31 protein-coding genes, 4 tRNA genes and 2 pseudogenes are annotated in these 23,658 nt (G+C 40.5%); 36 read left to right on the top strand and 1 reads right to left on the bottom strand.

From position 1 onward, the window contains the following. Positions 1–213 precede the first annotated feature (213 nt). From DWZ61_RS04265 to DWZ61_RS04205, 12 genes are all read left to right on the top strand, one after another. Positions 214–963, top strand: coding sequence for a LytTR family DNA-binding domain-containing protein (locus tag DWZ61_RS04265; protein ID WP_118537506.1), 750 nt, complete (start codon positions 214–216; stop codon positions 961–963). Beyond that, entirely contained in the window at positions 964–2,367 is a 1,404-nt protein-coding gene (locus DWZ61_RS04260) for a GHKL domain-containing protein (RefSeq protein ID WP_118202113.1), read from the top strand. Positions 2,368–2,398: 31 nt separating this feature from the next. Next, positions 2,399–3,079 carry a hypothetical protein gene (locus DWZ61_RS04255; protein ID WP_118537505.1) on the top strand — a complete coding sequence of 227 codons (681 nt, stop codon included), beginning with the start codon at positions 2,399–2,401 and terminating at the stop codon, positions 3,077–3,079. 146 nt (positions 3,080–3,225) lie between these two features. Further along, positions 3,226–3,876, top strand: coding sequence for a DUF6033 family protein (locus tag DWZ61_RS04250; protein WP_243026348.1), 651 nt, complete (start codon positions 3,226–3,228; stop codon positions 3,874–3,876). Positions 3,877–3,994: 118 nt separating this feature from the next. Continuing rightward, a complete protein-coding gene (locus tag DWZ61_RS04245; RefSeq protein WP_118537504.1) occupies positions 3,995–4,657 on the top strand; it encodes a hypothetical protein in 663 nt (220 codons plus the stop codon). Between the two features lie 25 nt (positions 4,658–4,682). Beyond that, complete coding sequence (locus DWZ61_RS04240) at positions 4,683–5,354, top strand: hypothetical protein (RefSeq protein WP_118537503.1); 672 nt, start codon at positions 4,683–4,685, stop codon at positions 5,352–5,354. Beyond that, positions 5,354–5,959 carry a hypothetical protein gene (locus DWZ61_RS04235; RefSeq protein WP_118537502.1) on the top strand — a complete coding sequence of 202 codons (606 nt, stop codon included), beginning with the start codon at positions 5,354–5,356 and terminating at the stop codon, positions 5,957–5,959. The genes DWZ61_RS04240 and DWZ61_RS04235 overlap by 1 nt, the downstream gene beginning before the upstream one ends. A gap of 224 nt (positions 5,960–6,183) precedes the next feature. Then, positions 6,184–6,696: a methionine--tRNA ligase subunit beta gene (locus tag DWZ61_RS04230; protein WP_347475411.1), complete on the top strand. Its 513-nt coding sequence runs from the start codon at positions 6,184–6,186 to the stop codon at positions 6,694–6,696. A 263-nt stretch (positions 6,697–6,959) separates the two neighbouring features. After that, positions 6,960–7,844 (top strand): MerR family transcriptional regulator, encoded by an 885-nt coding sequence (locus tag DWZ61_RS04225; protein WP_117568711.1) that lies wholly within the window; start codon positions 6,960–6,962, stop codon positions 7,842–7,844. A gap of 133 nt (positions 7,845–7,977) precedes the next feature. Next, positions 7,978–8,268 (top strand): zinc-ribbon domain-containing protein, encoded by a 291-nt coding sequence (locus DWZ61_RS04215; protein ID WP_117464702.1) that lies wholly within the window; start codon positions 7,978–7,980, stop codon positions 8,266–8,268. Positions 8,269–8,292: 24 nt separating this feature from the next. After that, positions 8,293–8,691: an NAD(P)H-dependent oxidoreductase gene (locus DWZ61_RS04210; protein ID WP_347475410.1), complete on the top strand. Its 399-nt coding sequence runs from the start codon at positions 8,293–8,295 to the stop codon at positions 8,689–8,691. Positions 8,692–8,854: 163 nt separating this feature from the next. Next, on the top strand, positions 8,855–10,198 hold the full coding sequence (locus DWZ61_RS04205) for an MATE family efflux transporter (RefSeq protein WP_117464701.1): 1,344 nt from the start codon (positions 8,855–8,857) through the stop codon (positions 10,196–10,198). A gap of 221 nt (positions 10,199–10,419) precedes the next feature. Here the strand turns inward: DWZ61_RS04205 and DWZ61_RS04200 are convergent, their stop codons facing one another. Next, positions 10,420–10,620 carry a DUF3879 family protein gene (locus DWZ61_RS04200; protein ID WP_279220471.1) on the bottom strand — a complete coding sequence of 67 codons (201 nt, stop codon included), beginning with the start codon at positions 10,618–10,620 and terminating at the stop codon, positions 10,420–10,422. A gap of 277 nt (positions 10,621–10,897) precedes the next feature. Between DWZ61_RS04200 and DWZ61_RS04190 the strand changes: the two genes are divergently transcribed. From DWZ61_RS04190 to DWZ61_RS04090, 24 genes and pseudogenes are all read left to right on the top strand, one after another. Beyond that, positions 10,898–11,611 (top strand): lantibiotic protection ABC transporter ATP-binding protein, encoded by a 714-nt coding sequence (locus DWZ61_RS04190; protein WP_005609481.1) that lies wholly within the window; start codon positions 10,898–10,900, stop codon positions 11,609–11,611. Continuing rightward, positions 11,604–12,335: a lantibiotic immunity ABC transporter MutE/EpiE family permease subunit gene (locus DWZ61_RS04185; protein ID WP_004853398.1), complete on the top strand. Its 732-nt coding sequence runs from the start codon at positions 11,604–11,606 to the stop codon at positions 12,333–12,335. Before DWZ61_RS04190 ends, DWZ61_RS04185 begins: the two co-directional genes overlap by 8 nt. 1 nt (position 12,336) lies before the next feature. Beyond that, positions 12,337–13,077, top strand: coding sequence for a lantibiotic immunity ABC transporter MutG family permease subunit (locus DWZ61_RS04180; RefSeq protein ID WP_005330844.1), 741 nt, complete (start codon positions 12,337–12,339; stop codon positions 13,075–13,077). Positions 13,078–13,091: 14 nt separating this feature from the next. Next, positions 13,092–13,754 (top strand): response regulator transcription factor, encoded by a 663-nt coding sequence (locus DWZ61_RS04175; RefSeq protein WP_118537500.1) that lies wholly within the window; start codon positions 13,092–13,094, stop codon positions 13,752–13,754. Further along, positions 13,742–15,118: a HAMP domain-containing sensor histidine kinase gene (locus DWZ61_RS04170; protein ID WP_117464696.1), complete on the top strand. Its 1,377-nt coding sequence runs from the start codon at positions 13,742–13,744 to the stop codon at positions 15,116–15,118. The genes DWZ61_RS04175 and DWZ61_RS04170 overlap by 13 nt, the downstream gene beginning before the upstream one ends. Before the next feature lie 36 nt (positions 15,119–15,154). Next, entirely contained in the window at positions 15,155–15,331 is a 177-nt protein-coding gene (locus tag DWZ61_RS19585) for a hypothetical protein (RefSeq protein ID WP_172594695.1), read from the top strand. Between the two features lie 64 nt (positions 15,332–15,395). Beyond that, on the top strand, positions 15,396–15,704 hold the full coding sequence (locus DWZ61_RS04165; RefSeq protein ID WP_118537499.1) for a type II toxin-antitoxin system RelB/DinJ family antitoxin: 309 nt from the start codon (positions 15,396–15,398) through the stop codon (positions 15,702–15,704). Beyond that, positions 15,701–16,030 carry a type II toxin-antitoxin system RelE/ParE family toxin gene (locus tag DWZ61_RS04160; protein WP_118537498.1) on the top strand — a complete coding sequence of 110 codons (330 nt, stop codon included), beginning with the start codon at positions 15,701–15,703 and terminating at the stop codon, positions 16,028–16,030. Before DWZ61_RS04165 ends, DWZ61_RS04160 begins: the two co-directional genes overlap by 4 nt. Positions 16,031–16,151: 121 nt before the next feature. After that, positions 16,152–16,229: pseudogene (locus DWZ61_RS20100) on the top strand (site-specific integrase); the annotation flags it as partial. 229 nt (positions 16,230–16,458) lie between these two features. Continuing rightward, a pseudogene (locus DWZ61_RS04150) lies at positions 16,459–16,840 on the top strand (methionine--tRNA ligase subunit beta); the annotation flags it as partial. Between the two features lie 147 nt (positions 16,841–16,987). After that, positions 16,988–17,854: a hypothetical protein gene (locus DWZ61_RS04145; RefSeq protein WP_118537497.1), complete on the top strand. Its 867-nt coding sequence runs from the start codon at positions 16,988–16,990 to the stop codon at positions 17,852–17,854. Then, positions 17,835–18,092 (top strand): hypothetical protein, encoded by a 258-nt coding sequence (locus DWZ61_RS04140; RefSeq protein WP_118537496.1) that lies wholly within the window; start codon positions 17,835–17,837, stop codon positions 18,090–18,092. Before DWZ61_RS04145 ends, DWZ61_RS04140 begins: the two co-directional genes overlap by 20 nt. A 90-nt stretch (positions 18,093–18,182) precedes the next feature. Next, the gene (locus DWZ61_RS19580; RefSeq protein ID WP_022152777.1) at positions 18,183–18,359 is read left to right on the top strand and encodes a hypothetical protein; all 177 of its coding nucleotides are present in this window, start codon (positions 18,183–18,185) and stop codon (positions 18,357–18,359) included. 178 nt (positions 18,360–18,537) lie between these two features. After that, positions 18,538–19,752: an RtcB family protein gene (locus DWZ61_RS04135; protein ID WP_118537495.1), complete on the top strand. Its 1,215-nt coding sequence runs from the start codon at positions 18,538–18,540 to the stop codon at positions 19,750–19,752. 49 nt (positions 19,753–19,801) lie between these two features. Beyond that, a complete protein-coding gene (locus DWZ61_RS04130) occupies positions 19,802–20,056 on the top strand; it encodes a helix-turn-helix transcriptional regulator (protein ID WP_118537516.1) in 255 nt (84 codons plus the stop codon). 46 nt (positions 20,057–20,102) lie between these two features. Further along, positions 20,103–20,226, top strand: a tRNA-OTHER gene (locus DWZ61_RS19575). A gap of 4 nt (positions 20,227–20,230) precedes the next feature. Further along, positions 20,231–20,303 (top strand) — tRNA-Glu (locus DWZ61_RS04125). 6 nt (positions 20,304–20,309) lie between these two features. After that, positions 20,310–20,382 (top strand) — tRNA-Glu (locus tag DWZ61_RS04120). A 5-nt stretch (positions 20,383–20,387) separates the two neighbouring features. Further along, positions 20,388–20,470: transfer RNA gene (locus DWZ61_RS04115), tRNA-Tyr, on the top strand. Between the two features lie 88 nt (positions 20,471–20,558). Beyond that, on the top strand, positions 20,559–21,347 hold the full coding sequence (locus tag DWZ61_RS04110; protein ID WP_118537494.1) for an ATP-grasp domain-containing protein: 789 nt from the start codon (positions 20,559–20,561) through the stop codon (positions 21,345–21,347). Positions 21,348–21,873: 526 nt separating this feature from the next. Then, the gene (locus DWZ61_RS04105; RefSeq protein ID WP_118537493.1) at positions 21,874–22,212 is read left to right on the top strand and encodes a helix-turn-helix transcriptional regulator; all 339 of its coding nucleotides are present in this window, start codon (positions 21,874–21,876) and stop codon (positions 22,210–22,212) included. Positions 22,213–22,258: 46 nt separating this feature from the next. Beyond that, a complete protein-coding gene (locus tag DWZ61_RS04100; RefSeq protein ID WP_118537492.1) occupies positions 22,259–22,774 on the top strand; it encodes a hypothetical protein in 516 nt (171 codons plus the stop codon). A gap of 254 nt (positions 22,775–23,028) precedes the next feature. Next, entirely contained in the window at positions 23,029–23,349 is a 321-nt protein-coding gene (locus DWZ61_RS04095; protein WP_182426978.1) for a hypothetical protein, read from the top strand. Further along, positions 23,346–23,588: a hypothetical protein gene (locus tag DWZ61_RS04090; RefSeq protein WP_118537491.1), complete on the top strand. Its 243-nt coding sequence runs from the start codon at positions 23,346–23,348 to the stop codon at positions 23,586–23,588. Before DWZ61_RS04095 ends, DWZ61_RS04090 begins: the two co-directional genes overlap by 4 nt. Positions 23,589–23,658: the final 70 nt, after the last annotated feature.

Here is a 23,658-nt window from a genome sequence, read left to right as displayed (position 1 = left end):
TTTCAAAATGTGAAACTCGTTTACAAAACGGGAAACTCGGGTGACTATTGAGCCAGATGATAATTGTCGGGAAGATTAGAGTCCAGTCGCAACATTCAGAAGTCCAGTCACAACATTTCCGAATTAAAAGAAAGAAATCTGCCGATAATATAAATGAACAATAGATGATGTTATCCATATTTGATAATGAGCCATGAAAATGAGGTGGAATAGTTGAACATAGCAATTTGCGATGATGAGGAAAATATACGCATTTACATACGCAAGCTGATACAGAAGCAGGAACCTTTTTGTAAGATAACAGAGTTTTCATCGGGCAAGGAATTATTGGAGTTTCAGGATGAGACAAATGCAGAAGAAATAGACATACTTTTTCTGGATATCTCTATGGGAGATGAGGATGGAATGACTGTGGCAAAGCAGCTCAGGAGCCAGATGGAAAGCAAGAAAGAAGCAGTGTGGGGAAGCCTGCCGCTTCTGATATTTGTAACGGGATATCCGGAATATATGCAGGAGGCTTTTTCTGTTAATGCTTTTCAGTATATTGTAAAACCGATTCAGGAAAGCAATTTTGAGCAGGTTTTTGCACAGACCATACGGGAGTATCAATATCTGATGGCAAAGAAAAAGGAAAAACCCAAAGAAGTATTAGTTCGGAATGAAAATAGAACAAGAAGTGTTTCAGCAGATGATATTTACTATATTGAAAGCAGTAATCGGAAAGTGACCTTGTATTTGCGGCATGAAAAAATTGAATATTATGACAAGATCAGCTCACTGGAAAGCGAGCTTAAGCCGGATTTTTTCCGTATACACAAAGGGTATCTGGTTAACATAAAATATGTGGAACGATATGACCGGACAGAGGTGAAAATGAGAAACGGGGACAGTCTGCTGATATCCAAGTATAAATATCAGGACTTTGTAAAGCGTTATTTGGAATACATTTCGGAGGAAAGATAATTGAGTCAGGTTACATATGAAATCATTCGCAAGCTTTTTGAAATCTATCCTATTATTCTGCAAATCGTTCTTTTTCTGGTATTGTGGAATGTATTTTTTCGGTGGGAGAAAGGGATATGGATTGTTGCAGGAATATTGGCAGTGATGAATATCTGCATGGGGCTATGGCTGGAAAAGCCGGGGGTAATACGATATACAATGTCCGCTGTCATTGTGTTGGGATATTGTTTTTGCAAATACCAAAAACATTTGGAAAAGGCGGTATTCATACTGCTGCTGTTTTACAATTTTCATGCGTTAAGTTATTTGATTGCAGACAGTATTTATCAATGTACAGTGGAGAGCATATTTAGAGGGTTGGATGTTCTGAGTGAGGAATATATATTTCGGGTTTATCTGGGTATGGCGATAGGTATGGGCATCCTGCTTTTATCGTACACGTTGGTATTACTGATTATGACAGGTGTCGTGATAAAAATCGTAAAGAAACCGTTTATGCTGAGATGGCAGGAAACGATATTCCTTTCAGTACTGAATATTGTAGGGAGTATGATTGTAGGAATAAGCGTAGACCTTTCCGTAGTGCAAATCGAGGGTGGAGTTTTTCTGTTGTATGATGACAAGCAGGAAATGTTGTGGAAATTACCGATAATTGCGGTTCTTATCTATGTGGGGGAAATTTCGGCAATATACATCTACCAGAATTACAGGAAGCTTCAAAAAGAACGGCAGAAACATTTTGTGGAAGAACAACAGGTCAAAGCCATGAAGCAGAGACTGGAAGAAGCAGAGAACTTCTACGGGAGCATTCGCAGAGTAAGGCATGAGATGAAAAACCATATGACGAATATAAAAGGGCTGGTGGCAAGTGAGAAATATGATGAAGTAGAGAATTATATCGAAAAACTGGATGAAACCATACAGACTATGGACTATAAATTCAATACAGGAAATGCGGTCACAGATGTGATTATCAATGATAAATACCAGAAAGCGGAAAATGCAGGTATTTCGTTTCAAGTAAAATTTAACTTGGGGGAAACAGACACAATTTCTGCATTTGATATAGGTATCATTCTGAATAACCTTTTAGACAATGCCATAGAAGCCTGCGAGAAACTGGAGCAGGAACAGCGATATATCAATCTGACTTTAAAGAAAAAGAATCATTTCCTACTGATTGAAGTGGAAAACAGCTTTGATGGGAAAGTGATATGGGAAGATGGAGGTATCGTCCCGATGACAACGAAACAGAGCGATCTGCCGGATATTTTGATGGAGCATGGAATAGGGTTAAAAAATGTAAAGAATGTGGCAGACCATTATCTTGGAGATATGGATATCAAAATAAAAAACGATGTGTTTAAAGTCACAGTAATGCTGCAGCAGAAGGAAATAAAATAAAAAAATATGAAAAAGGAAGGAGAATGTAGTAATGGATGTAGGTTCAGTTTATGGCAGTTATTATGAAACAGCAAAGAGTTACATGGGTTTGAGGAAGGAGGAAAAACAAGCGGGATTTGCGGAAAAGGTCACAGACAAAAGTCAGGTTTCCTCGGAAGATATGACCTTGGAGGAATACAAGGAGTATTTTAATGAAAAGATGAATTCATTATATACACATCCATCGCAGCGGAATAGAAATGATATTATAGATATTACGGATGCCGCTTATAAAAGAATGCAGACTGATCCGGAATATGAGAAGAAAATATTAGACGCTTTAGCGAAGAATAAGGCAGTTAATTTTGGAAACTATATTCCACAAATATCATATATGCATATAGATGACACATATGAGAAATGTTACGGCTATACGCAGGGCATGAAGGAGAATGACGGTTATTCCAGGAGTTCCTCCGCAAAGGGAACTGATGCCGGACGGCAGAAAAAGGCAAGGCAGAAGGAACTGCTGGAAGAATATTTGGAAAAGCGGGCGCAGATGAAGGAATTTCAGCAGGAGGCGTTGGAAGAAAAGATTGCAAAGCAGGAATTGGAGAGGAGCAGGCTGACAAAGGTGTGGAGCAGTAAGAGGCAGATGGCAGCGGCAACCAATGCATATGAATCAAATGTAATGACAGAGACATCGACGGGTAGCAATTCACTGCTTGGCTAAATGCGGGCATTAAGCGTGGACTAACCATAAGGGGGTATATCGTGCAATATTGCACATAGCAATTCCAACTGACAGAGGAATTGCAGAAACAGATAACAGCCGGAAATGGATTTCACAATATATCAAATTCAAGGGAGGATTCAAAGATGAGCATTAGTGGAATAGGTGAGAAATATTATCAGAACAATGTGACAACAATGAAAAGCACAAACAGCAAGGACAAAGTGCAGGAATATTATGAGAAACTGTGTAAAAAGTTCCCGGAGATTACTTTTAATACGGGTAGCAGTCTTATGAGTGGAAATGAAAATAAAGTGGTAATAAATCTTTCTAGCGAATGTCTAAAGAAAATGGCAAATGATCCGGAATTTGCCAAGAAAGTAGAGTTTAATTTAACTGGTGCAGTACCGGGACAGAATAGAATGTTTGCACAAGCCAAAGCTGATAATGCAGTGATACATGGTGTTACAACTGTAATAGATGCCGATGGGAATGCTTCTGTTACTTGCGGAGGTATGACAAGAACCAGTGGTTCAAAACAAAATTCAACTATATTGAATGCGGAAAAGAAACAAAAAGAAAGATTATTGAAAAAGCGTGAGGAAAGAAAAATCTCAGAAGAAAAGGCAGCTAAGAGACGGGCAGAGAAAAAGGCGCAGTTGGAGAAGCTGACAGAAGATGAAACGTTTACAATATCGGCTACTGGCACTGATGTAAAAAGTGTTACGCAGAACCTCTTAGTTGCGGTTTCTGGTACATCTGCGCCGACAGGGGCAAGTTTTGATATAAAGGCATAAGGAGAAATTGTTCATATTCCGCAAGGCGCATAAACCTTTGCTTTTGCGGACTGCCCGGACTTATTGCAAGGGGGCAGGGGCGGCAATATAAAAAATTGATGACAAAGGAGGATTAAAAATGGCTATTAGTGGAGTAGGACAGAGTTATTATCAGAACAATGTTGCAACAACGAAAAGTACAAAGAGCGTAAACAGCACGGGAGAAACGGGCAATACAAGGGAATTATCAGAAGCGGAAGAAATGGCGATTTTCAAAAAGGAATTTTATGCTGAAATTGATAAGATACCCAGAAATAGAACTATAACCAATGTGGCTATCAACATATCAGAGGAAGCATTTAAGAATATGAAAGATGATCCGGAGTACAGGGAAAAGATATTATCAGCACTTAAACGTGACTTAACTTCGTCCTTTGCACCGTTGGAAGCTTCTATGGTGCTCACTGTAGGAGCTACTGCTAAAGATTATAGGGGCGATTCATGGTCTGGTGTTAATAATCAATCGGAATTTTATGCTCGTTCACAAAACAGTTTTTATAAAAAGACAAGCAACAAGAAAGATAGACAAAAAGAGCTTTTGGAAGAATATCTGGAAAAACGGGCGCAGGTTAAAAAACAGCAGCAGGAAATGTTGAATGAAAAGATTGCAAAGCAGGAACAGGAAAGAAGCCGATTATTACGGTCGTGGAACAATGAAAGGCTGTTGTCAAAAGCGTCTAATGCTTATGAAGCAAATGCTATGACGGAAGCGGTTACGGATAGTGCTTTTTCGCTTGGATAGTGATTTTAAGTAAGGAGAAAGAGATATGTCAATTACATTTTTAAGTCATCCTATTCATCTGCCGGATTTTTTCAAGTTTGATAGGGAATATTTGGGAAAACAGGAAAGCCAAAATGAAGACCAGAAAGTGTTTCATAAGGATACTTTAGAGGTTTCCCAATTATCGAAAAACAGGGAAATCTTAATGGATAAAATTAAGCATACAGTGGTGCAGTCGGCGGCATCACTCAGCGATATGAGAGCTGGAATATTAAAGGAAATCAGGGAAGAAAAAGGGCAGTATGGCTATTCGGATGTTGTGAATGCTTGTGGGCTGAGTTATGCAAGGCTGTATTCTGAAATTGAACAGCGCTATGAAAATGAACAGTATTATAAGGTAGATGGGACGCCGCTGACAAAAGAAGATGAGATAGAGTGGCTGGATATACAATTTGAGCAGGAAGTGGCATGGCAGAAATCCTGTGCCAGAATAACAGCCCAGGGGCAGGTCATTCAGGGGAATATTCCTGAAATGCCAACAGAGGAGATGGAAGAATTGGAGGACAGCTTTTATCAGGCTAAGGATGCCTATATGAAGCTGTACCGAGAAAACAGACGGGCAGAGAGACCGCTTGTTTTGCAAAGTTATATATTTGGCAATAGCCAGATGTATCAAATATTGGATAGACTAGGAAATTTACAGGAGAGGGTGGTATAATGCAAGTTAATTCGTCCAATGGTTCATTACAACAAAGGTTCTTTTCTGGAACAGGCAGTATAGGCGGCATCCATCTGCCGGACTTCAATGACAAATATATTTTCTCTAAAAAGAAAAGCGGTGTCAGTGATAAAGAATACCGGAAGCAGATCAGGGAACAAGCTTATGAGGATTTTGAAAAAGGGCAGTTCCAAAACAAATCCGAAGGATTTAATAGGCTGATGAAAAGCTACACATCGGAAGTGTCCCCGGACAGAAAAGGGATTATTACTTCCGGGCTGAAAGCTATTTCAAGGAACAGACAGAATGTGCTGAAGCCAATAGATTTTGTGGCAACACTGCTTGAAGGGAAAGTGAAATATCAGAAACTGCCGTCAGGCAACAGCGATTACATAGAGTTTTACGATAAAAACGGGGAGATGGTGGCGACTTATTCCAATAATGGGTGGACGATGTATACCACCAATGCGGAGGCATCCAGACAGACGGAAATGTGCATGATCTACAATGAAGCATGGGGGAATGCAAAGAGAGGGATTCCGATGGCAGGCGAAGAAATGGTAAACGTGGTAGATATGCAGAGTAGCTTTGATGCCAAAGCATAGCAGGAAATAAACCCCACAGCCCCGTATGCAATACTGCAAACCGCAGGTACAAAAAAAGATGAACCGATTGCGGCTGATAACTTGATAGAAACTCAGGAGACAAAAACTGGGGAGAAACCAATTACAGCTGAAGAAAAGATTAAACAGGCAGATGAGTTTTGGGCTCAGCATAGCAGGGGGGAACAAGGTCAAACTGACTGTTCACATGGGAAAAGATAGTTTCATTGAAGTTATCAAAGAAAAACCAAACAGCAGATAATGTACTTCTTGGCTGGACAATGAAGTCACTGGACGCTGATAAGAAAGCTTCCAAGACTTCCGAAGCAGCTCCGGCAGAGGCTGAAAAACCGGTTGAAAAGATTGATTTTTCTAAGGTAAAAGTCGAGCCATTGTTTGAAGAAATGGTTGATTTTGATACATTCAGCAAGTCAGATTTCCGTGCAGTAAAGGTTAAAGAGTGTGTTGCAGTACCGAAGTCAAAGAAACTGTTACAGTTTACTCTTGATGACGGAACAGGCACAGACAGAACCATTTTAAGCGGTATTCATAGCTTTTATGAGCCGGAAGAACTGGTTGGAAAGACTCTTATTGCTATCACAAATCTTCCACCGAGAGCCATGATGGGCATTGACTCTTGCGGTATGCTCCTCAGTGCTATCCACGAAGAAGAAGGCGAAGAAAAGCTCCATCTTCTGATGGTTGATGACCATATTCCAGCAGGTGCAAAGCTCTATTAAGATGATGTAAAGATGTACCGTTTTACCGAATAGACGGGACGTACTTCATTTGATAAAAAACTAAAAAAACAGCGATTTACATCAAACTTACATCAATTGATGCAGAAATCGGTGCAAGCAAGAAAAAATCGCATAATTGGCAGAATGAATGGGCAGTCCTGAAATCGGGATTGCCCATTTTTAGAAGAAAGACGAAAAACTCTTGACCTGCACGCAGCGTATACGCTTATACTATCAACATAAATCATAAGGAGGTGCATCGGATGTTATTAAATGAAATTATAAATGAGGTTGGAATGACAAAGCGTGCAGTTAAGTATTATGAAGAAAAAGGATTGCTGTCAGTGGATAAAGATAACAATGGTTATCGTAACTATACTGCACAAGATGTTGAAACTTTAAAAAAGATTTCAGTATATAGAAAACTCGGTATTAGTATTAAAGACATACAGAGCCTTTTGGAAACTGGCGACAAAAGTATTCTTCTTCGTATTTATCAAGAAAAAGTGCAGGAAAAAGTTTTAAAAGACTCAGAACTTGAAGCTTTGAAGCAATTTATAGATGATGGTGACGCAGACAAAGCAAATGAGGCACTTGATTATCAAACCGTTGAAAATGCAATTGAGTCTTTGCTACCGGGAAAAGAATGGGGAGATTATTTTAAATGTCATTTCAAACCATTTCTTAATGTAAGGTTGAAGACTCTGGAACAGAAGCAGGCACTACAGAATATATTAGAATATTGCGATGAAACGACATTGAAAGTTCCTTTTATTATGGGAATAGGTGCGAAGATGATAGGTGGGATTGCACAAGAAACCAGAACCGCAGATGAGATGATAGCCTATTATCGTGATATGAGTGAAAGTGAATATGAAAGACTAAAAGAAAAAGTATGGATAGGTGCTAAAATGAAAAACGGTATAATGAAATACCATCCAGCATTTATTGCACAGAGAAAAATGCAGAAAGAGTTACAAAATAAAGGATATAACGATATATTCATTCCTAATTTAATGGTTCTGTCTCCAACGTATGCAGAATATAAGAAAGCGTTAGATAATGTGAACGATAGAATGTGTAGAGAACTTGGACTGTATTATGATAGCAATTATAACTTAGTTATTAAAAAAGATAATTCTAAGTAAAAGTTAAACTACCCTTTGGAAGAGGAGAAATCCTTTTCTCAAAGGGCTTTTTCTATTTATACGGATATTCGCAAACTACAAGATAAAGCCAAAACTTCATATACTCTAAGCACAAGGAGGTTGAGGTTTGGCTATGAACAACAGTTTAGCAGAAGTACACCCGGAGCTTGTTTCGGAGTGGTCAGAGAAGAATTTACTGCTTACACCTGATGGCATTACTTTCGGTTCAAATAAAAAAGTATGGTGGAAAGGTACTTGCGGTCACGAATGGCAGGCAAGCGTTAAGGCTCGTTCCAATGGAGAAAAATGCCCGATATGTTCCGGTGCGAGAGTAATTGCAGGAATTAACGATTTGGCGACATTAGAGCCATTACTGGTAAAACAGTGGTCGAAAAAGAATAAGATAAAACCGACAGAGGTTTAAAATCCAATTTTTTATCGGAGAAATATGGACTGGAGGATAAGGTTATCAAGTTCTACCCACAACAGATGCGTCGATAAGGATGATACAAATCCTACAATTGATAAAATTGCTGCCGCAGATATGATTCTTTTTGCTACACCAGTTTATTGGTGGGGAATGTCAGCACAATTGAAACTTATCATTGATAAGTGCTACTGCCGTGGATTGCAGTTAAAAAATAAAAAAGTTGGCACGATTGTTGTAGGCGGTTCTCCCGTAGACAGTATCCAGTATGAGCTGATTGATAAGCAGTTTGACTGTATGGCAAAATATCTTTCATGGGATATGCTTTTCCCAAAATCATATTACGCAACAGCCAGAGATGAACTTGAAAAAAACAAAGATTCCATGAACGAACTTGAGGGGATCGGAAAAAATTTATAAAGCACGTTCCAAATTCCAGCTCTACAAGCAGTCTTTACATTGACATCAGCAACATATGCATGGTATGGTGCAAATAATAAGGTAGAGAGGCAACTATAACGAAGAGCAGTCCTTCATCTCTATTGATTCAAAGAACACAGGAAAGGGAAGAGTAATTTTAGCTATGAAAAAGAGTCTGAGAATGACAGAGGGAAGTATCTCCCAAAAGATCATTTTTTTTGCAATTCCATTGTTTCTGGGAAATCTGTTCCAGCAATTGTATAATACTGCTGATTCCCTGATCGTAGGAAATTTTCTAGGAAGTAATGCACTGGCGGCAGTCAGTTCATCTGGAAATCTGATTTTTCTGATGGTAGGTTTTATTAACGGCATTGCCATGGGTGCAGGTGTTGTTATTGCACGATATTACGGAGCCAAAAAAAGAGACTGCCTGCAAAAGGCAATCCATACAACGGTTGCATTTGGACTTGTGGCCGGTGCGGCGCTGACAGTTTTGGGAATGCTTCTGGCACCAAAGATCCTGGTATTGATGGGAACTCCTGCGGACGTGCTCCCGGAATCTATTGTGTATTTCCGTACATATTTTGCAGGGTCTATGGGTGCTGTCATGTACAATATCTTTGTTGGAGTTCTGCAGTCGGTCGGTGATGGACGCCATCCACTGATATATCTGATTATTTCTTCCTGTGTCAATGTCGTTCTGGATATTTTCTTTATCGCAGGTCTTGGCATGGGAGTCGGATCAGCAGCACTTGCAACCGCAATTTCACAGTTTGTCAGTGCACTGCTCTGTATGGTTCATCTGCTGCGTGTGGAAGAAGAATACCGTCTGGAATTGCGAGAGATTCGTTTTGACAGTTCTATGCTGAAGCAGATCATCCAGAATGGTGTACCATCCGGTTTTCAGAATTCAGTGATCGCGATCGCGAACGTCTTTGTACAGTCAAATATAAATGCATTTGGAAAAATGGCGATGGCAGGATGTGGTTCCTACTCCAAGATAGAGGGATTCGCATTTTTGCCGGTGACCTGTTTTACAATGGCTCTGACAACCTTTGTCAGTCAGAATCTGGGTGCAAAACAGTATGACCGGGCGAAAAAGGGAGCAAGATTTGGAGTTTTCTGCTCGATTACTATTGCAGAGTTGATCGGTATTATCATATATGTGGCAGCACCGGTACTGATCACAGCGTTTAACAGAGATCCTGATGTTGTACATTATGGAGTCATGCAGTCCAGAACAATTGCGTTATTTTATTGTCTGCTGGCGTTTTCTCATTGCATCGCAGCAGTACTTCGTGGATCAGGTAATGCATCCGTTCCGATGATCGTTATGCTCTGTGACTGGTGTTTGTTTCGCGTAAGCTACATTACTGTGGCAGTTCGTATTCTCCCGGATATACGAGTGATTTTCTGGGCATACCCATTGACTTGGGGTATCAGCTCCGCGATTTTTCTGTATCTGTTCTTACGTGGAAAATGGGTTTACGGATTCGAGAAATCCTAATCGCTATACCGAACTTTTTGGTGTGAATTTGATACTGCGATTACTCTACACATAAGCTTTTCCTCATATAACTTACAATCAATACTTTTTCTTACAGCAGGCGTATACCGCTCTTAACAAGCCTGAATCCCATAAAATGGAGCTACACAAAATTACTATGCAGCTCCATTTTTGGTAGTATAACAACACTCTGAAACAAAAGTCTCAATATATGCATGAACTTAAACACTGTAATCAATAGATCTTCTGACAAATTGATTGCCACTTTGTACCAGATTGCTCTTCACCAATTCCCTTGTGACGCTATCTAATATGCTAGAATCAAACGGCTGTCCCGGTTGCCAGTTAGGATTCGCTACCTTTACTGCCGCATACATAGCAGAACGATATTTGCCCTCATACTGTTTACTGTTTACGTTGATGCTAGACTATATGTATGGAGAAGCACTTTATAAGCCTGAAATGAAAGAAGGAAATCCTATAAGGTTATATAGTTTGGATGAAATCACGGAGATATTCTGTAAATTAGGACTTCGTATTTGTAACAGCTTTGCTGATTTCAGTGGAAAGCCGAGTTCTGATAATGATATTCAATTGATGGTTTATTCCATACGGGAATAAATCTTCATCAAATCTTTATTTTCTTCTGTTAGGTTATATTTCAGTAAGAAATGAAATATAGAAGGAAGGATAGTAAAGATGGAAATGATGTTACAGACACAAAATCTATGTAAATATTTTAGAAAACAGAAAGCGGTAAATAATGTTTCACTTAATATCGAAAAGGGACAGATTTATGGACTGCTTGGACCGAATGGCGCTGGTAAATCTACCACATTGAAAATGCTGACCGGTATGATGAAACCAACTGCAGGAAAGATTTACTTTGATGGAAAACTTTTGGATAGGAAAGATTTATCAAAAATAGGAGCGTTAATTGAAAATCCGCCTATTTATGAAAATCTTTCCGCCAGAGAGAATTTGAAGGTAAGACAATTATTGCTTGGTACAGATGAAAACAGAATTGATGAGGTCTTGCAGATTGTATCACTTACAAACACCGGAAAGAAGAAAGCAGGACAGTTTTCTTTGGGGATGAAGCAAAGACTAGGCATTGCAATGGCATTGCTTGGAGAACCGGAACTTTTGATATTGGATGAACCTACGAATGGATTAGATCCAATAGGCATTGAGGAATTACGAGAGCTGATCCGGTCTTTTCCGGAACAGGGAATCACTGTAATTCTCTCCAGTCATATTCTCTCAGAGGTACAGTTACTTGCAGATAAAGTCGGGATTATTTCAGGTGGAATCTTAGGATACGAAGGAGCATTAAAGCAGGGAGATAATCTTGAAGATTTGTTTATGAATGTGGTAAGAAAAAACCAGAAAGCAGGTGAAATCCATGGTTAATATTATAAAAGCAGAACATCAAAAAGCCAAAAGAACCATGCGAAAAAAGTTTATCTGGGGATTTCCTCTTCTTACATTTGTCATGGCATTTATATTTACTCTTGGGATGACAAATGCTTATGCAGAAAGTGTTTGGAACTGGTGGTATACACTTTTGCTGCCGGGGATGATTGCTTTATTTTGTTATCTTTCTGTGGCGCAGGAGAAAAAGATAAAATACTATCATTTAATGACTATTCCCACAGACAGAAGAAAATTGTTGCTGGGGAAAATTATTTATATTGGGTACATGATTTTGTTTTCTAATGTGATTGTGTTTGCAGGAGCAACGCTTGGAGGCTTTCTTCTAACGACACATGTTCCAGTTGGAGGAGCGTTGATTGCAGTATTGTTTCTGACGGTTTCTGAGTTATGGGAGATTCCGGTAGCTTTATTTTTAAGTGAACGATTTGGAATGATTGTAAACCTGTTCGTCTGCCTATTTATTACCGTCAGCGGTGTGGTAATATCACAAACCAGAATCTGGTATGTACTTGTTTCTGCAATCCCTATGCGAATGATGTGCCCGTTGCTTCATGTTTTACCAAATGGACTTGCCGCAGAAGCAGGGAATCCTCTTTTGGATACGGGAGTCATTGTTCCGGGAATGTGTCTCTCAATCATCTGGTTTGTTTTTGTAACGGTTCTGTTTTTGAAATGGTTTGAGAGAAGAGAGGTGAAATAAGATGATTGGAAGATCTCTTAATGCAGACTTGCGAAAGATGAAAGGAACATCTGTGATTCTGGCACACTTACTGATTCCGATTATAACCAGCGTTATATTTTTAATATATTACTTTTTTTCACCATGGAATGAAAATATGAAAGTGATTGCATTTTATCAGGCAATAGGAGCAGGACTTCCGGTACTTATTGGAATTTTTACAGCAAGTGTGATGGAACAGGAACAAAATGCAGGTGATTTTCAAAATCTGTTGTCTTTACCGGATAAACCTGCAGCATTTTTATCGAAACTGTTGATGCTACTGGTTTTGTGTCTGTGCTCTATCCTATTGACAGCAATCATATTCGGAATTGGATTTGGAAGAATCGCATCAAGCGATATCGAAATCATGAAAGGATGTATATTTGCAGCATTGCTGCTGTGGGGAAGCAGTGTTCCACTTTATCTGTGGCAGCTGATTCTGGCTTTTCAGTTTGGAAAAGGGGTATCCATTGGAGCAGGGATTATATCAGGACTAATTAGTGCATTGATGCTTACCGGACTTGGAGATTATGTGTGGAAATATGTATTTGTCTGCTGGACGGGTAGAGTACCATATACTTATCTGCAATCTGTATTGGGAGAAACTAGTGTAGGTGAATGGTTGTCATTCATACCAGGTTGCTTAATATTTACAGGGATAAGTATGGTATACTATTTTTGGTGGGTAAACCACTGGGAAGGAAACAGAATATCGGAATAGAATCGAGGGAAACTATGGCAAAAATACTGGCAGTTGATGATGAACCGGCAATTTTGGAAATGATAGAAAGCATTTTGAATAAGGATGGACATCTGGTTACCAAAGTAAGTAATCCACTAAAAATTCATATGGAAGAATTACATCGTTATGACCTGATTTTACTGGACATTATGATGCCTGGAATTGATGGCTTCGAATTATGCAAAAGAATCAGGGCACTTGTGGATTGTCCGATTTTGTTTCTTACGGCAAAAACGGAGGAAAACAGTCTGGTAAACGGACTTTCTTTAGGAGCAGATGATTATATTTCAAAGCCATTTGGAGTGATGGAACTTCGGGCAAGGATCAATGCACATCTTAGAAGAGAGCACAGGGAACATTCTGTCCGGATGGTTTTGGGGAGAGTCTGCATTCAGATGTCTCAAAAGAAACTGTTGATGGATGATAAGGAACTTCCGTTTACGAAAGCAGAGTACGAAATCTGTGAATTTCTGGCTAAAAACGGAGGACAGGTTTTCTCGAAGGAACAGATATTGGAAGCGGTCTTTGGCTTTGACAATGAGAGTAATGACAGTACCATTATCACGCATATCAAAAATATAAGAGCAAAATTTGCGGATTATGATTATACACCGATAAAAACAGTCTGGGGGATTGGATATAAATGGGAAGAGTAAAGAGAAGCAATGCACTCAGCAGGATTTTTATGAGATATGTACTGGTCATGCTTGGATCATTAGTTGGTTTGGTGATTGTTGCTTGGCTGCTGCTGTGCCTTTTGATTAGTGTGGGCTGTATTTATCCGGCAAATTATGCAGAGCAAAAGATTAATGAAGCATATGATACGATTCTACGTGCAGATAAAGTGACTGCTGAGATGATTCCCGCACTTTGTGATTATGTAATCTTTTCAGAGAATGGAGAGAAAATAGGTGGAGATCTGTCAGAACAATACGAACAGATAGCATGGAATGTTGCAAAGTACGGAAACGCATCCGGGAAATATTTTTATAAAGTAATTGTAAGGGAAAATGAATATGTTGTATTGCAATATCGCCTGACACCTCAATATCATTCAGCTTTTTTGAGGGAGCATTTTATAGGACCACAGAATGTGATGAGTATTATGTCTGTGATTGGAGCGGTAGCGATTATCATCATTCCGTCCATACGTTTTGGAAAAAGAATCAAAAAGCAGATGCAGCCTGTATTAGACGCAATCGGACAAATAAAGGATCAAAATCTGGAATATGAGACATCCTGTTCCGGTATCAAAGAGTTTGATGACTGTTTATCGGCAATCGATGATATGCGAGATGCATTGCGAGAATCTTTAGAAAAGCAGTGGAAAACAGAGCAGGAAAAGAAACAACAGATGTCTGCTTTGGCGCATGATATTAAAACACCTCTTACGATTGTACGGGGAAATGCAGAACTACTTTCAGAGACTGAACTGACCACAGAACAGAAGAAAAATATCACTTATGTTTTGAACGGCACAACACAGATACAAAGTTATGTAAAACAGTTGATAGATGTCACAAAATCATGGAATTGCAGTGATGTTACCTATACAACGGTGAGGTTAGAAGATTTTTTCGCAGATATAAAGGAACAGGCACTCGGACTGGTAGAAATCTATCACCAGAAGATAGATTGGAAGGCGGAACAAAGTGATAAAAAGGTAACGATTGCTTATGATCCAATGTTCCGAGCCGTAATGAATGTGATTCAGAATGCAGTGGAGCATACAAAAGAAAATGGAATCATTTATATTGACGCAAAGGAGCAGGATGGCCGGCTGACATTCATTGTGGAGGATAGCGGATCAGGATTTACAAAAGAAGCATTATTGCATGGCACAGAGCAGTTTTTTATGGATGACACAAGTAGAAATGGCGAAGCCCATTATGGGATGGGACTATTTTTTGCAAAAACTGTGGCTGAAAAATATGGTGGAGGTATTAAACTTTCAAATTCTGAAAATACAGGTGGGGCGAGGGTAGAAATATTTTTCCTGAGTAGTCAGGAAACAAGCTAAATAGACCGCAATTAAGCTATGTAAAAGAAATTTTACATGAGAGCCAGCGGTCTGGCAGAGATAGCCAAAGTACTTCAGACTACGCCGAATTATCTGCTGGGTTTTGCAGATAATAATGATGGATTTGCGGATGAAGCGCTTGGTTTGTTGCGAGATGTGAAGTATCAGTCTGTAAGAGAGATTCTTTTGAAGCAGATCAGGGCACTGATTTGAAAAATGTATTGCTTTTGTCCGCACATTGACTTATAATATGGGTAAAAGAAAGGGGCGTGATGATATGGCAGCTAAATCAGCAAATCTTTATGCAAGAATAGAGCCGGATGTTAAAGAACAGGCTGAGGGAATTCTGGCTACTTTGGGGATCCCGGCATCTAATGCTATCAATATGTTTTATAAGCAGATCATTCTAAATAGGGGGCTTCCGTTTGAGGTAAAGATTCCAACTGCGAGACCTGTTGATATTTCGAGAATGAACGTAGAGACTTTGGACATGGAACTTGAGAAAGGATATGCGGATATGCAGGCAGGGCGTACCAAATCTGCAGCTCAGGTTTTTGCGGATATCCGAAGGGATTATAATGTATGAAATATGATGTTACCTTTACGGAGCAGGCTGAGAACGATCTTCGCGGTATCTTTGAGTATATAGCATTTGATCTTCTTTCGCCTGAGAATGCAGCCGGACAGCTTGACCGGATCGAAGAAAAAATCCTTTCCTTGGGAGAGTATCCGGAGAAGTTCCGACAATATGAAAGAGAGCCCTGGAAGAGTCGAAATACACGAGTTGTGCCTGTTGATAATTATGCTATTTTCTATATCCCCGATAAGACAAAGAAATTGGTTACAGTGATTCGGGTTATGTATTCCGGAAGAGATGTAGATAAGCAGCTTGATGAATTTACAAAGTTATAATCATAAATCCTATGAGGCGTATGAGACATTTGGTTTCATACGTCTTTTCTTTTTTACTTTTTTGAGTTGACTACCGGTCAACAGAACAGTCCCTTATTTCAGGGAAACATTATAAGGAGTGAATACTTTCTGTACCAGGCTTTGCGAGAACGAAACGAATCTCAAGGTCATTCAGACGGTGATGGGACACAAGGACATCCCAGTACCACACGCTAAGACATTAGCACGGAACAGGACGGCAATCCTCAAAGACCCTGAAATGCCTTTGGACGGAGCCAAGGGGACAAAGACGGAATAGGACGTAAGAACTGACCAATCCCATCCCGACAATGAAGAGCTTAGACAGTAGCGCTTCCAAGAAAGCTGACGGCAAGTCAGAAGGTGCCCAGACCGCCGGTGATAACAACGGATTCTTCACTCCGAACAGCAAGATCGATTTCTCCAACGTGAAGATTGAGCCCCTGTTCGAGGAAGCCGTAGACTTCGAGACTTTCAGCAAGTCCGATTTCAGAGCTGTTAAGGTAAAAGAGTGCGTGGCAGTACCTAAGTCCAAGAAGCTGTTACAGTTCACTCTGGATGACGGCACCGGCACCGACCGCACCATCCTCTCCGGTATCCACGCTTACTATGAGCCGGAAGAACTGGTTGGAAAGACACGGATCGCCATCACCAACCTGCCCCCCCAGAGCCATGATGGGCATTGAGTCCTGTGGTATGCTGCTGTCCGCAGTATGCGAGGAGAACGGCGAAGAGAAGCTGAACCTGCTCATGGTGGACAACCATATTCCGGCAGGCGCGAAGCTGTACTAAGAGAAAAATAATGAATGCGCCAGAAGGCAGATAAGTCTTCTGGCGCATTTTTTAATAAATTGCTCTGTATACAAAAATCAACCACCGGTAGAATGACATTATTCTCCGAATCTGGTATACTTTCAGTAAAAACAGGAGGTATCCGGGATGGAAAAGGCAAAAGTAACAATGAGAAACTGGGAGCCCTATGTATATGACGGAGAGTACAATCTGTCGGGGACTGCGGATGTACATCCACGGCTGGGAAGAAATGTCTATGTAGCCACGACGTCCACGTTGGTCAAGGCTTCTCTGGAGGAGGATGTTCTGATCTATGAGACCAGAAATACGGTCTATCACTGCCCGCTGAAATATATGATGGTATCGCCGTATGGGAATGTAGTACAGGAATACCGGGAGGAACTGGCTCGTCTTGATACCTCGGAAAATGCACTGGACCGGATCATTGCCGCGGCGGCAAAAATGTCACTGGGAGAGCCGGAGGATACGGCGGATGAAATGGTGAGAAAGATCCGTGCTCTGCAGGAGACAGGACAGCGGGAGATTGCACAGATGGAAGAACAGGAGAAACAGCGCCTGATCGAAATTGCCGGGAAATATGAGGACTGTGTCTACATTGAAGTGTCCAGCGTTCACAGCGGAAGCAAATTGGTATATCATCTCGGGGATGCTGTGGGAATTGTGAATCCGGGAGTTCACATCGGAATGTTTCAGGACAGCGTATTATACATGAAATATGCCACCGAAGAAGATCCCTGCGCATTGGATTTCCGGTATTTTCCGAAGGGATTCGGTGATGTCATGGAGACCTACAGCTGGTCCGATAATATTAAGCAGGCCGTGATCAAAAATCAAAAGGGACACAGCCTGATCTTCAACCATGAAGAAATCGCTCCAGGGGAGACGAAGGTATTTACCCCGGTCACCCATAAGCAGGGACTGTTCAGTCCGGACTGCTATAACGGGAAGTCTTTGTTTACAATGGGGGAGGAAGATGGGGAGAAGGAAGACTGAGAGCGCAGAGTATGGTAAAAAATTCCAAAGAACAAGGAAAATGCAAACAATTAACAGTAGTGAACCGGTTGATCTTGAATTTTTAGGAGATCCAAAGGCAACCAGGGAAGATTTTGATGAAGCATTATATGTAGAGAAGTCTATAATCTCCTACTACGAGAATGATCAGAAGGAGATGAGAGCCAGCGGTCTGGCAGAGATAGCCAAAGTACTTCAGACTAGGCTGATTGCACTATGATGCGTCGAAGTTATACCACAAGTATAATGACAAACTAATGTTGCTGTGGTATTCTGTTGATAACAAAGAAAGAAAAGCGGATCCGAAGCGATGGGTCTGGGAAAGGAAAAAAGAATGTTCACAGCTATTCGATCAAGTTATTTATATCTGGAAAGTTTGAAAAATGCAGCACTCGATTATGAAAAAGAGTGGGGCTTTAGCTTTGTGTATTCAGATAAGAATAAGCTTGAAGGAAATGCTGTGGTGATGGATGTAGGCCTGTCGTAGGGACAGGAGAGGACAACCGGATACATAGATTTTGAACCGCTTATCTTGTGTGGATGCACATGGTAGGCGGTATTTTTTTGCAGATATAAGCCTGATTGGTAAGGCAGTTCTGCGTTATGCTCCGTTAGCTCAATGGCAGAGTACCTGATAAATATCACAGAAATGAGGTAAGAGAAGCATGGATTTAATTGAAATCAAAGGAAAAATAAATACAGCCATCTGCTATGCAAGAGTAGTAGAGGATGAAGCGATAGAACAAATCAGACGTATGTGTGATTATCCGATGACGGAAGGATCAAGAATAAGAATCATGCCTGATGTTCATTCCGGTAAAGGCTGCACTATTGGAACCACAATGACAATTACTGATAAGGCTGTTCCAAATGTAGTGGGTGTTGATATCGGATGCGGTATGTATACCGTGAACTTAGGCAAGGTTGATATTGATTTTGTAAAGGTTGATGAGGCTGCACATTTTATTCCATCGGGAATGAACGTGTGGGAAGGTCGCCAGGAGAGATTTGATTTGACAGAACTTGCTTGCTACAGAGAACTGAAGGACACAAAGAGATTAGAGCGTTCACTTGGAACCCTTGGTGGTGGTAACCACTTTATAGAGATAGATGAAGCGGGTGATGGAACCAAATATCTTGTGATTCATTCAGGCTCACGTAATCTGGGTAAGCAGGTTGCAGAGCTTTATCAGAAGCTGGCGATTAACCTGGACAGAGGCTATGGGGACTATCTTGAGAAGCGTGATGAGATTATCAGAACCTATAAGGAGCAGGGACGTAGAAGTGAGATTCAGGATGCGTTAAAACAGCTTCACTGGCAGGTATATGAGTCTGAGACAAGTATGCCTGAAGATCTGTGCTACTTATCAGGAAAATATCTTGAGGACTACCTTCACGATGTTGAAATCTGCCAGGCTTTTGCAAGACGAAGCAGAGAGAAAATGGCTGAGATTATTCTGGAGAGAACCGGGATGGCTGGCAGAGAAGCCTTCCATACAATTCATAATTATATTGATACAGATGAAATGATTTTGAGAAAGGGCGCAATAGCAGCCCATGGTGGAGAGAAAGTGCTGATTCCAATAAATATGAGAGATGGAAGTGTGCTTGCTGTTGGAAAAGGAAATCCGGAGTGGAATTATTCTGCACCTCACGGAGCAGGACGACTTATGTCCAGAACAAAGGCGAAAGCAAATCTTAGCATGGATGAATACAGAGAGACAATGAAGGGTATTTATACCACTTCGATTAATGAAAATACATTGGACGAGGCACCGATGGCATACAAGAGTCTGGAGGACATCATTGATGTGATCCGAGAGTCTGTAGATGTAATCGATGTGATGAAACCTATATACAATTTTAAGGCTTCTGATTAAGGTGGAGGGCATTCTTCCTTCACCTGCAAAAGCAGAAACGGAGGAAGAAATGTTTACTATACCTACCATCGATATGGTAGCTACCGGAAGGAATATCATGAGACTGAGAGAGGTGGCAGGTCTGACTGTAAGAGACCTGCAGGATATCTTTGGATTTGCTACTCCTCAGGCCATCTACAAGTGGCAGCACGGAACTGCCATGCCTACAATCGATAATCTGGTTGTACTGGCAGCAGTGCTGGATGTTCCGATGGATGAGATTATCGTAATCGATGTAAATAGAACAAAGCAGATTAGCGCATGAAAAGTGAATAAACAGGGCTGAGTTGAAATATATTTAGCCCGCATATGCTCGTATAGTTCAATGGATAGAATGATCGGCTACGGTTCAAATCGTCCGGGGGACGATTGCCCTGAACGGACCGAAGCGGAGCGTAGAACCGATTGATTCAGGTTCGAATCCTGATATGAGCATTATGGTCCCCTAGTCTAAAGGTTAGGACATAGCCCTTTCAAGGCTAAAATGCTCGGTTCAAGTCCGGCGGGGATCACTGAATGGCCCCTTGGTCTAAAGGTTAGGACGGCAGCCTCTCAAGCTGCAAATGTCGAGTTCAAGTCTCGCAGGGGTCACTTATGGGTAGGTCGCATAGTGGCAATTGCAGCGGACTGTAAATCCGCCGACTTTAAGTCTACGCCAGTTCGAGTCTGGCCCTGCCCACTTATGTTTGCGTGTCCGAGTTGGTTTAAGGTGCCACTGGCACATAGCGCCCTTCCGCAAACGCTATTATATTTAACAGGTGATTATTATGGGAAAGGTATATTTAAAAACAAAATATGACAATGAAATGAAAATGGAGATACCTCACAATCATAATTTTGCTTCAGCTATGTTTGGTTTCAGAGAGATGGCTGCGGAAATAGTTCCTTACCATTTGATAGATGATATCTATGATGATTTTAAGCGTGAAGATATTGCCTTGGATTATATTGATCAGTGCAATGTGCTGTTTAACAAGTTTGGGGTGACACCGCATATTCCTGATTATCCAGATGTGCTTAAGCCATTTCTGGGAAGGAAAATATGGAAAGATACAATCAACAGTATTTCAAGAGATGAGAACAAGTGGTCGGCGGGATATTTTGTGAAACCAGCAGTAAGAAGCAAGGCTTTTACCGGCAAGACAATTTCCAGTATAAAAGATCTTATGGGCTGCGGTAATCATGCTGAAGATTATGAGGTATTGGTAAGCGAATCATTAGATATCGCTGCAGAATGGCGTTGCTTTATTACATATGATGAGATAATTGATGTGCGCCCATATGGCATGATAATTGATAAGTCAAGGAAGGGTTATTTATATCATTATGACGCGCAGGTGCTTAATTCTATGATGGAAAGTTTTGTCTCTTGGGAAGATAGGCCTATGGCTTGCAGTATGGATATCTGCGTAACTAAAGATGGCAGGACATTACTCGTAGAATTCAACGATGCGTATTCCCTGGGGGCATATGGATTGGCAGATATATATTATGCTAAGCTGATTTCTGCAAGATGGAGCCAGTTGTTAGGTGTTAAGGATGAGTATCATTTTTAAGATAAAAGATGAATACGATAGCAATTAAACTATTGGTTAAATGCAAGTATGAGGAGATTCTGTTAAGCTTAATCTTTAGAAGGAAAACTATAAACCCGTCCGCACTGAAAGAAGTGGAAGTCTGCGAGTTGCTGTAAATGACCCGGCAGGACGTTAAAGTAAGGCTGCGATCTATTAATCTCATAGAGTAGAGCAGGTTGGTGAGATTATATTGCCATAGGGAATATGATTAAGCGTTAGTAACCATAAAGAGCTCACGGCAGCGATATCCGGGAAACAAGACGGACTCCACTAATCCTCTCTATACATAAATTGCGAATCCTGATTATTACGAGCCTATGGCATGTAAAAAAACTGTAGCAATGAGAACTTGCAAGGTACTGTAACAGGGAGTGAGTATAGGGAAGCTCGCACAGACATTTTAAACTAAAAGTTTAATGCATTTTGTGAATACATCCGATATAATGTAAGTCTACAAATAGAGATTGTGATTCGGGATGGAAGAAAATTACGGAGGTACAGAGAGATGGAACCAATGTATTTGTCAATCCAGCAAAAGGAGACAGGGAAGCAAATTAAGAAACTGCTCATGGAAAATGGTTATACTGTGAAAGATGTGCAGAATGCTATGGGATTTGAGAATCCGCAGGCAATCTACAAATGGATTTCCGGCAGATCATTACCAAGCTTAGACAATTTTGTAATCTTAAGCAGATTACTGCATACCAGTATTGAAGATATCCTCGTCGTTGACGGGGATGTTGTTCGTTTATGGGGAATTATTCATGACTATAGAAAATCTGACTGCGGATTTTCTATGGTATTAAACCGTTGGTACAATGACAAAGCATCTGTCATGCAGTAAGCTAATATCAGAACAAAAAACAAAACAAAATGGAGGTCGTAAGGAAATGCAGACAATGACATCAGCATATGCAAATAAAATGCTTAAGAGCCTGGAAGAAGATAAGGCCTTCTGGGTAAACAAAGAGGCAACATCCAGTACCTATGTTGCAGCTATCAATGAGGAACCTGTCGTACCAGAATATGATTATACGGAGGTTGTAGCTACTATTACATCTCTTGATGAGAAAATTGCAATTATCAAGCATGCGCTTAATGTAACCAATTCTAATGAAAAGGTTCGGGTGGGCGATGCAGAAATGAGCATTGATACAATTCTTATAAAGATGGCTCAGCTGAACAAGAGAAAATCAGTGCTTGATCAGATGCGTAAGCAGCTACCAAAAGCCAGAGAGGAGCAGCGCTCTTATATGTCCAGAAATACGGTTCCGGAATATAGGTATATTAACTATGACCTGGAGCTGATTAAGAAGGAGTATGAGACTGTATCCAAGACCATTATGGAAATGCAGATGGCTCTTGATAAGTACAATCAAACAGTACAGTTTGAAGTAGACATCTAAGAATTTTTCCGTACAAGGCTTTATGAGATTGATGGTGATCCCAGAAGTTTTTGTTTATGGTAAGGGTATGTCTGTTATGGGTTATGTGTTATCGGTTTATGTTCATTGTAGGTTTTAAAATCTGATGCAAGATTTCTTAACAGCGGCCTTGTAGAAAACCTGCAGGAAACTGCGTGTGGAGGTTCGGTTATAAGCACAGGCTGTGGGAGGTCTTCGGATCTTCTGCAGCTATCTTTATGTTGGAGATGATGAGAATGAAGAATTATTGGAAAATGAGTGATTTTTCGTTATTTGCGGTTCCTTATGCTTATGTAGATCATAGCTCTTATCTGGCAGATCAATTGTTTGTGCAGAATAAGATAACTATGAAATTTAAGGGAGAGATGGTCAAGGATGGTTCGTCGTACTGCATTGTATTCTGTAAGGTGCTAAAGAAGGACGTCGCAAGATTTGAGGAAGCTCTAGAACGACTTAAAGATAAAATGCTCTTATTGGGACATAAAGATTATCCTGACGCCTGCGGTGAAATTGCAAAGATGATTGAAGAAGACATGAAAGCGAGGATGAGAAAATGAAGCAATATGTAACGCTTGATAAAAGAAGTAAGAAAGCGCAGAGGGAATATTATGCTAAGCAGCGAACAACATGGGGAGAACTGAATCCGGTCACAAGATCAGTTCCGAGTGGAAAGGCTTACAACAGAAAAAAGGAAAAGCAGAGAATCGGTGTTGAATTCAGAAATGGATTTGATGCCGATTTTTTGCGAAGTTTAGTTTTGCTCATACATTTTAGGACTAGCGAAAGGAGCGAATAATCATGAAGAGATATAAGTTTTGCGGTTTGTAATCGCAAAACGAATTGCATTTTGACAAGAATTGCGATAT

The sequence above is a fragment of the Clostridium sp. AF34-10BH genome (genome assembly GCF_003478095.1).
Lineage (GTDB): Bacteria > Bacillota > Clostridia > Lachnospirales > Lachnospiraceae > Acetatifactor > Acetatifactor acetigignens.
This window is presented reverse-complemented; position numbering and strand designations above follow the sequence as displayed.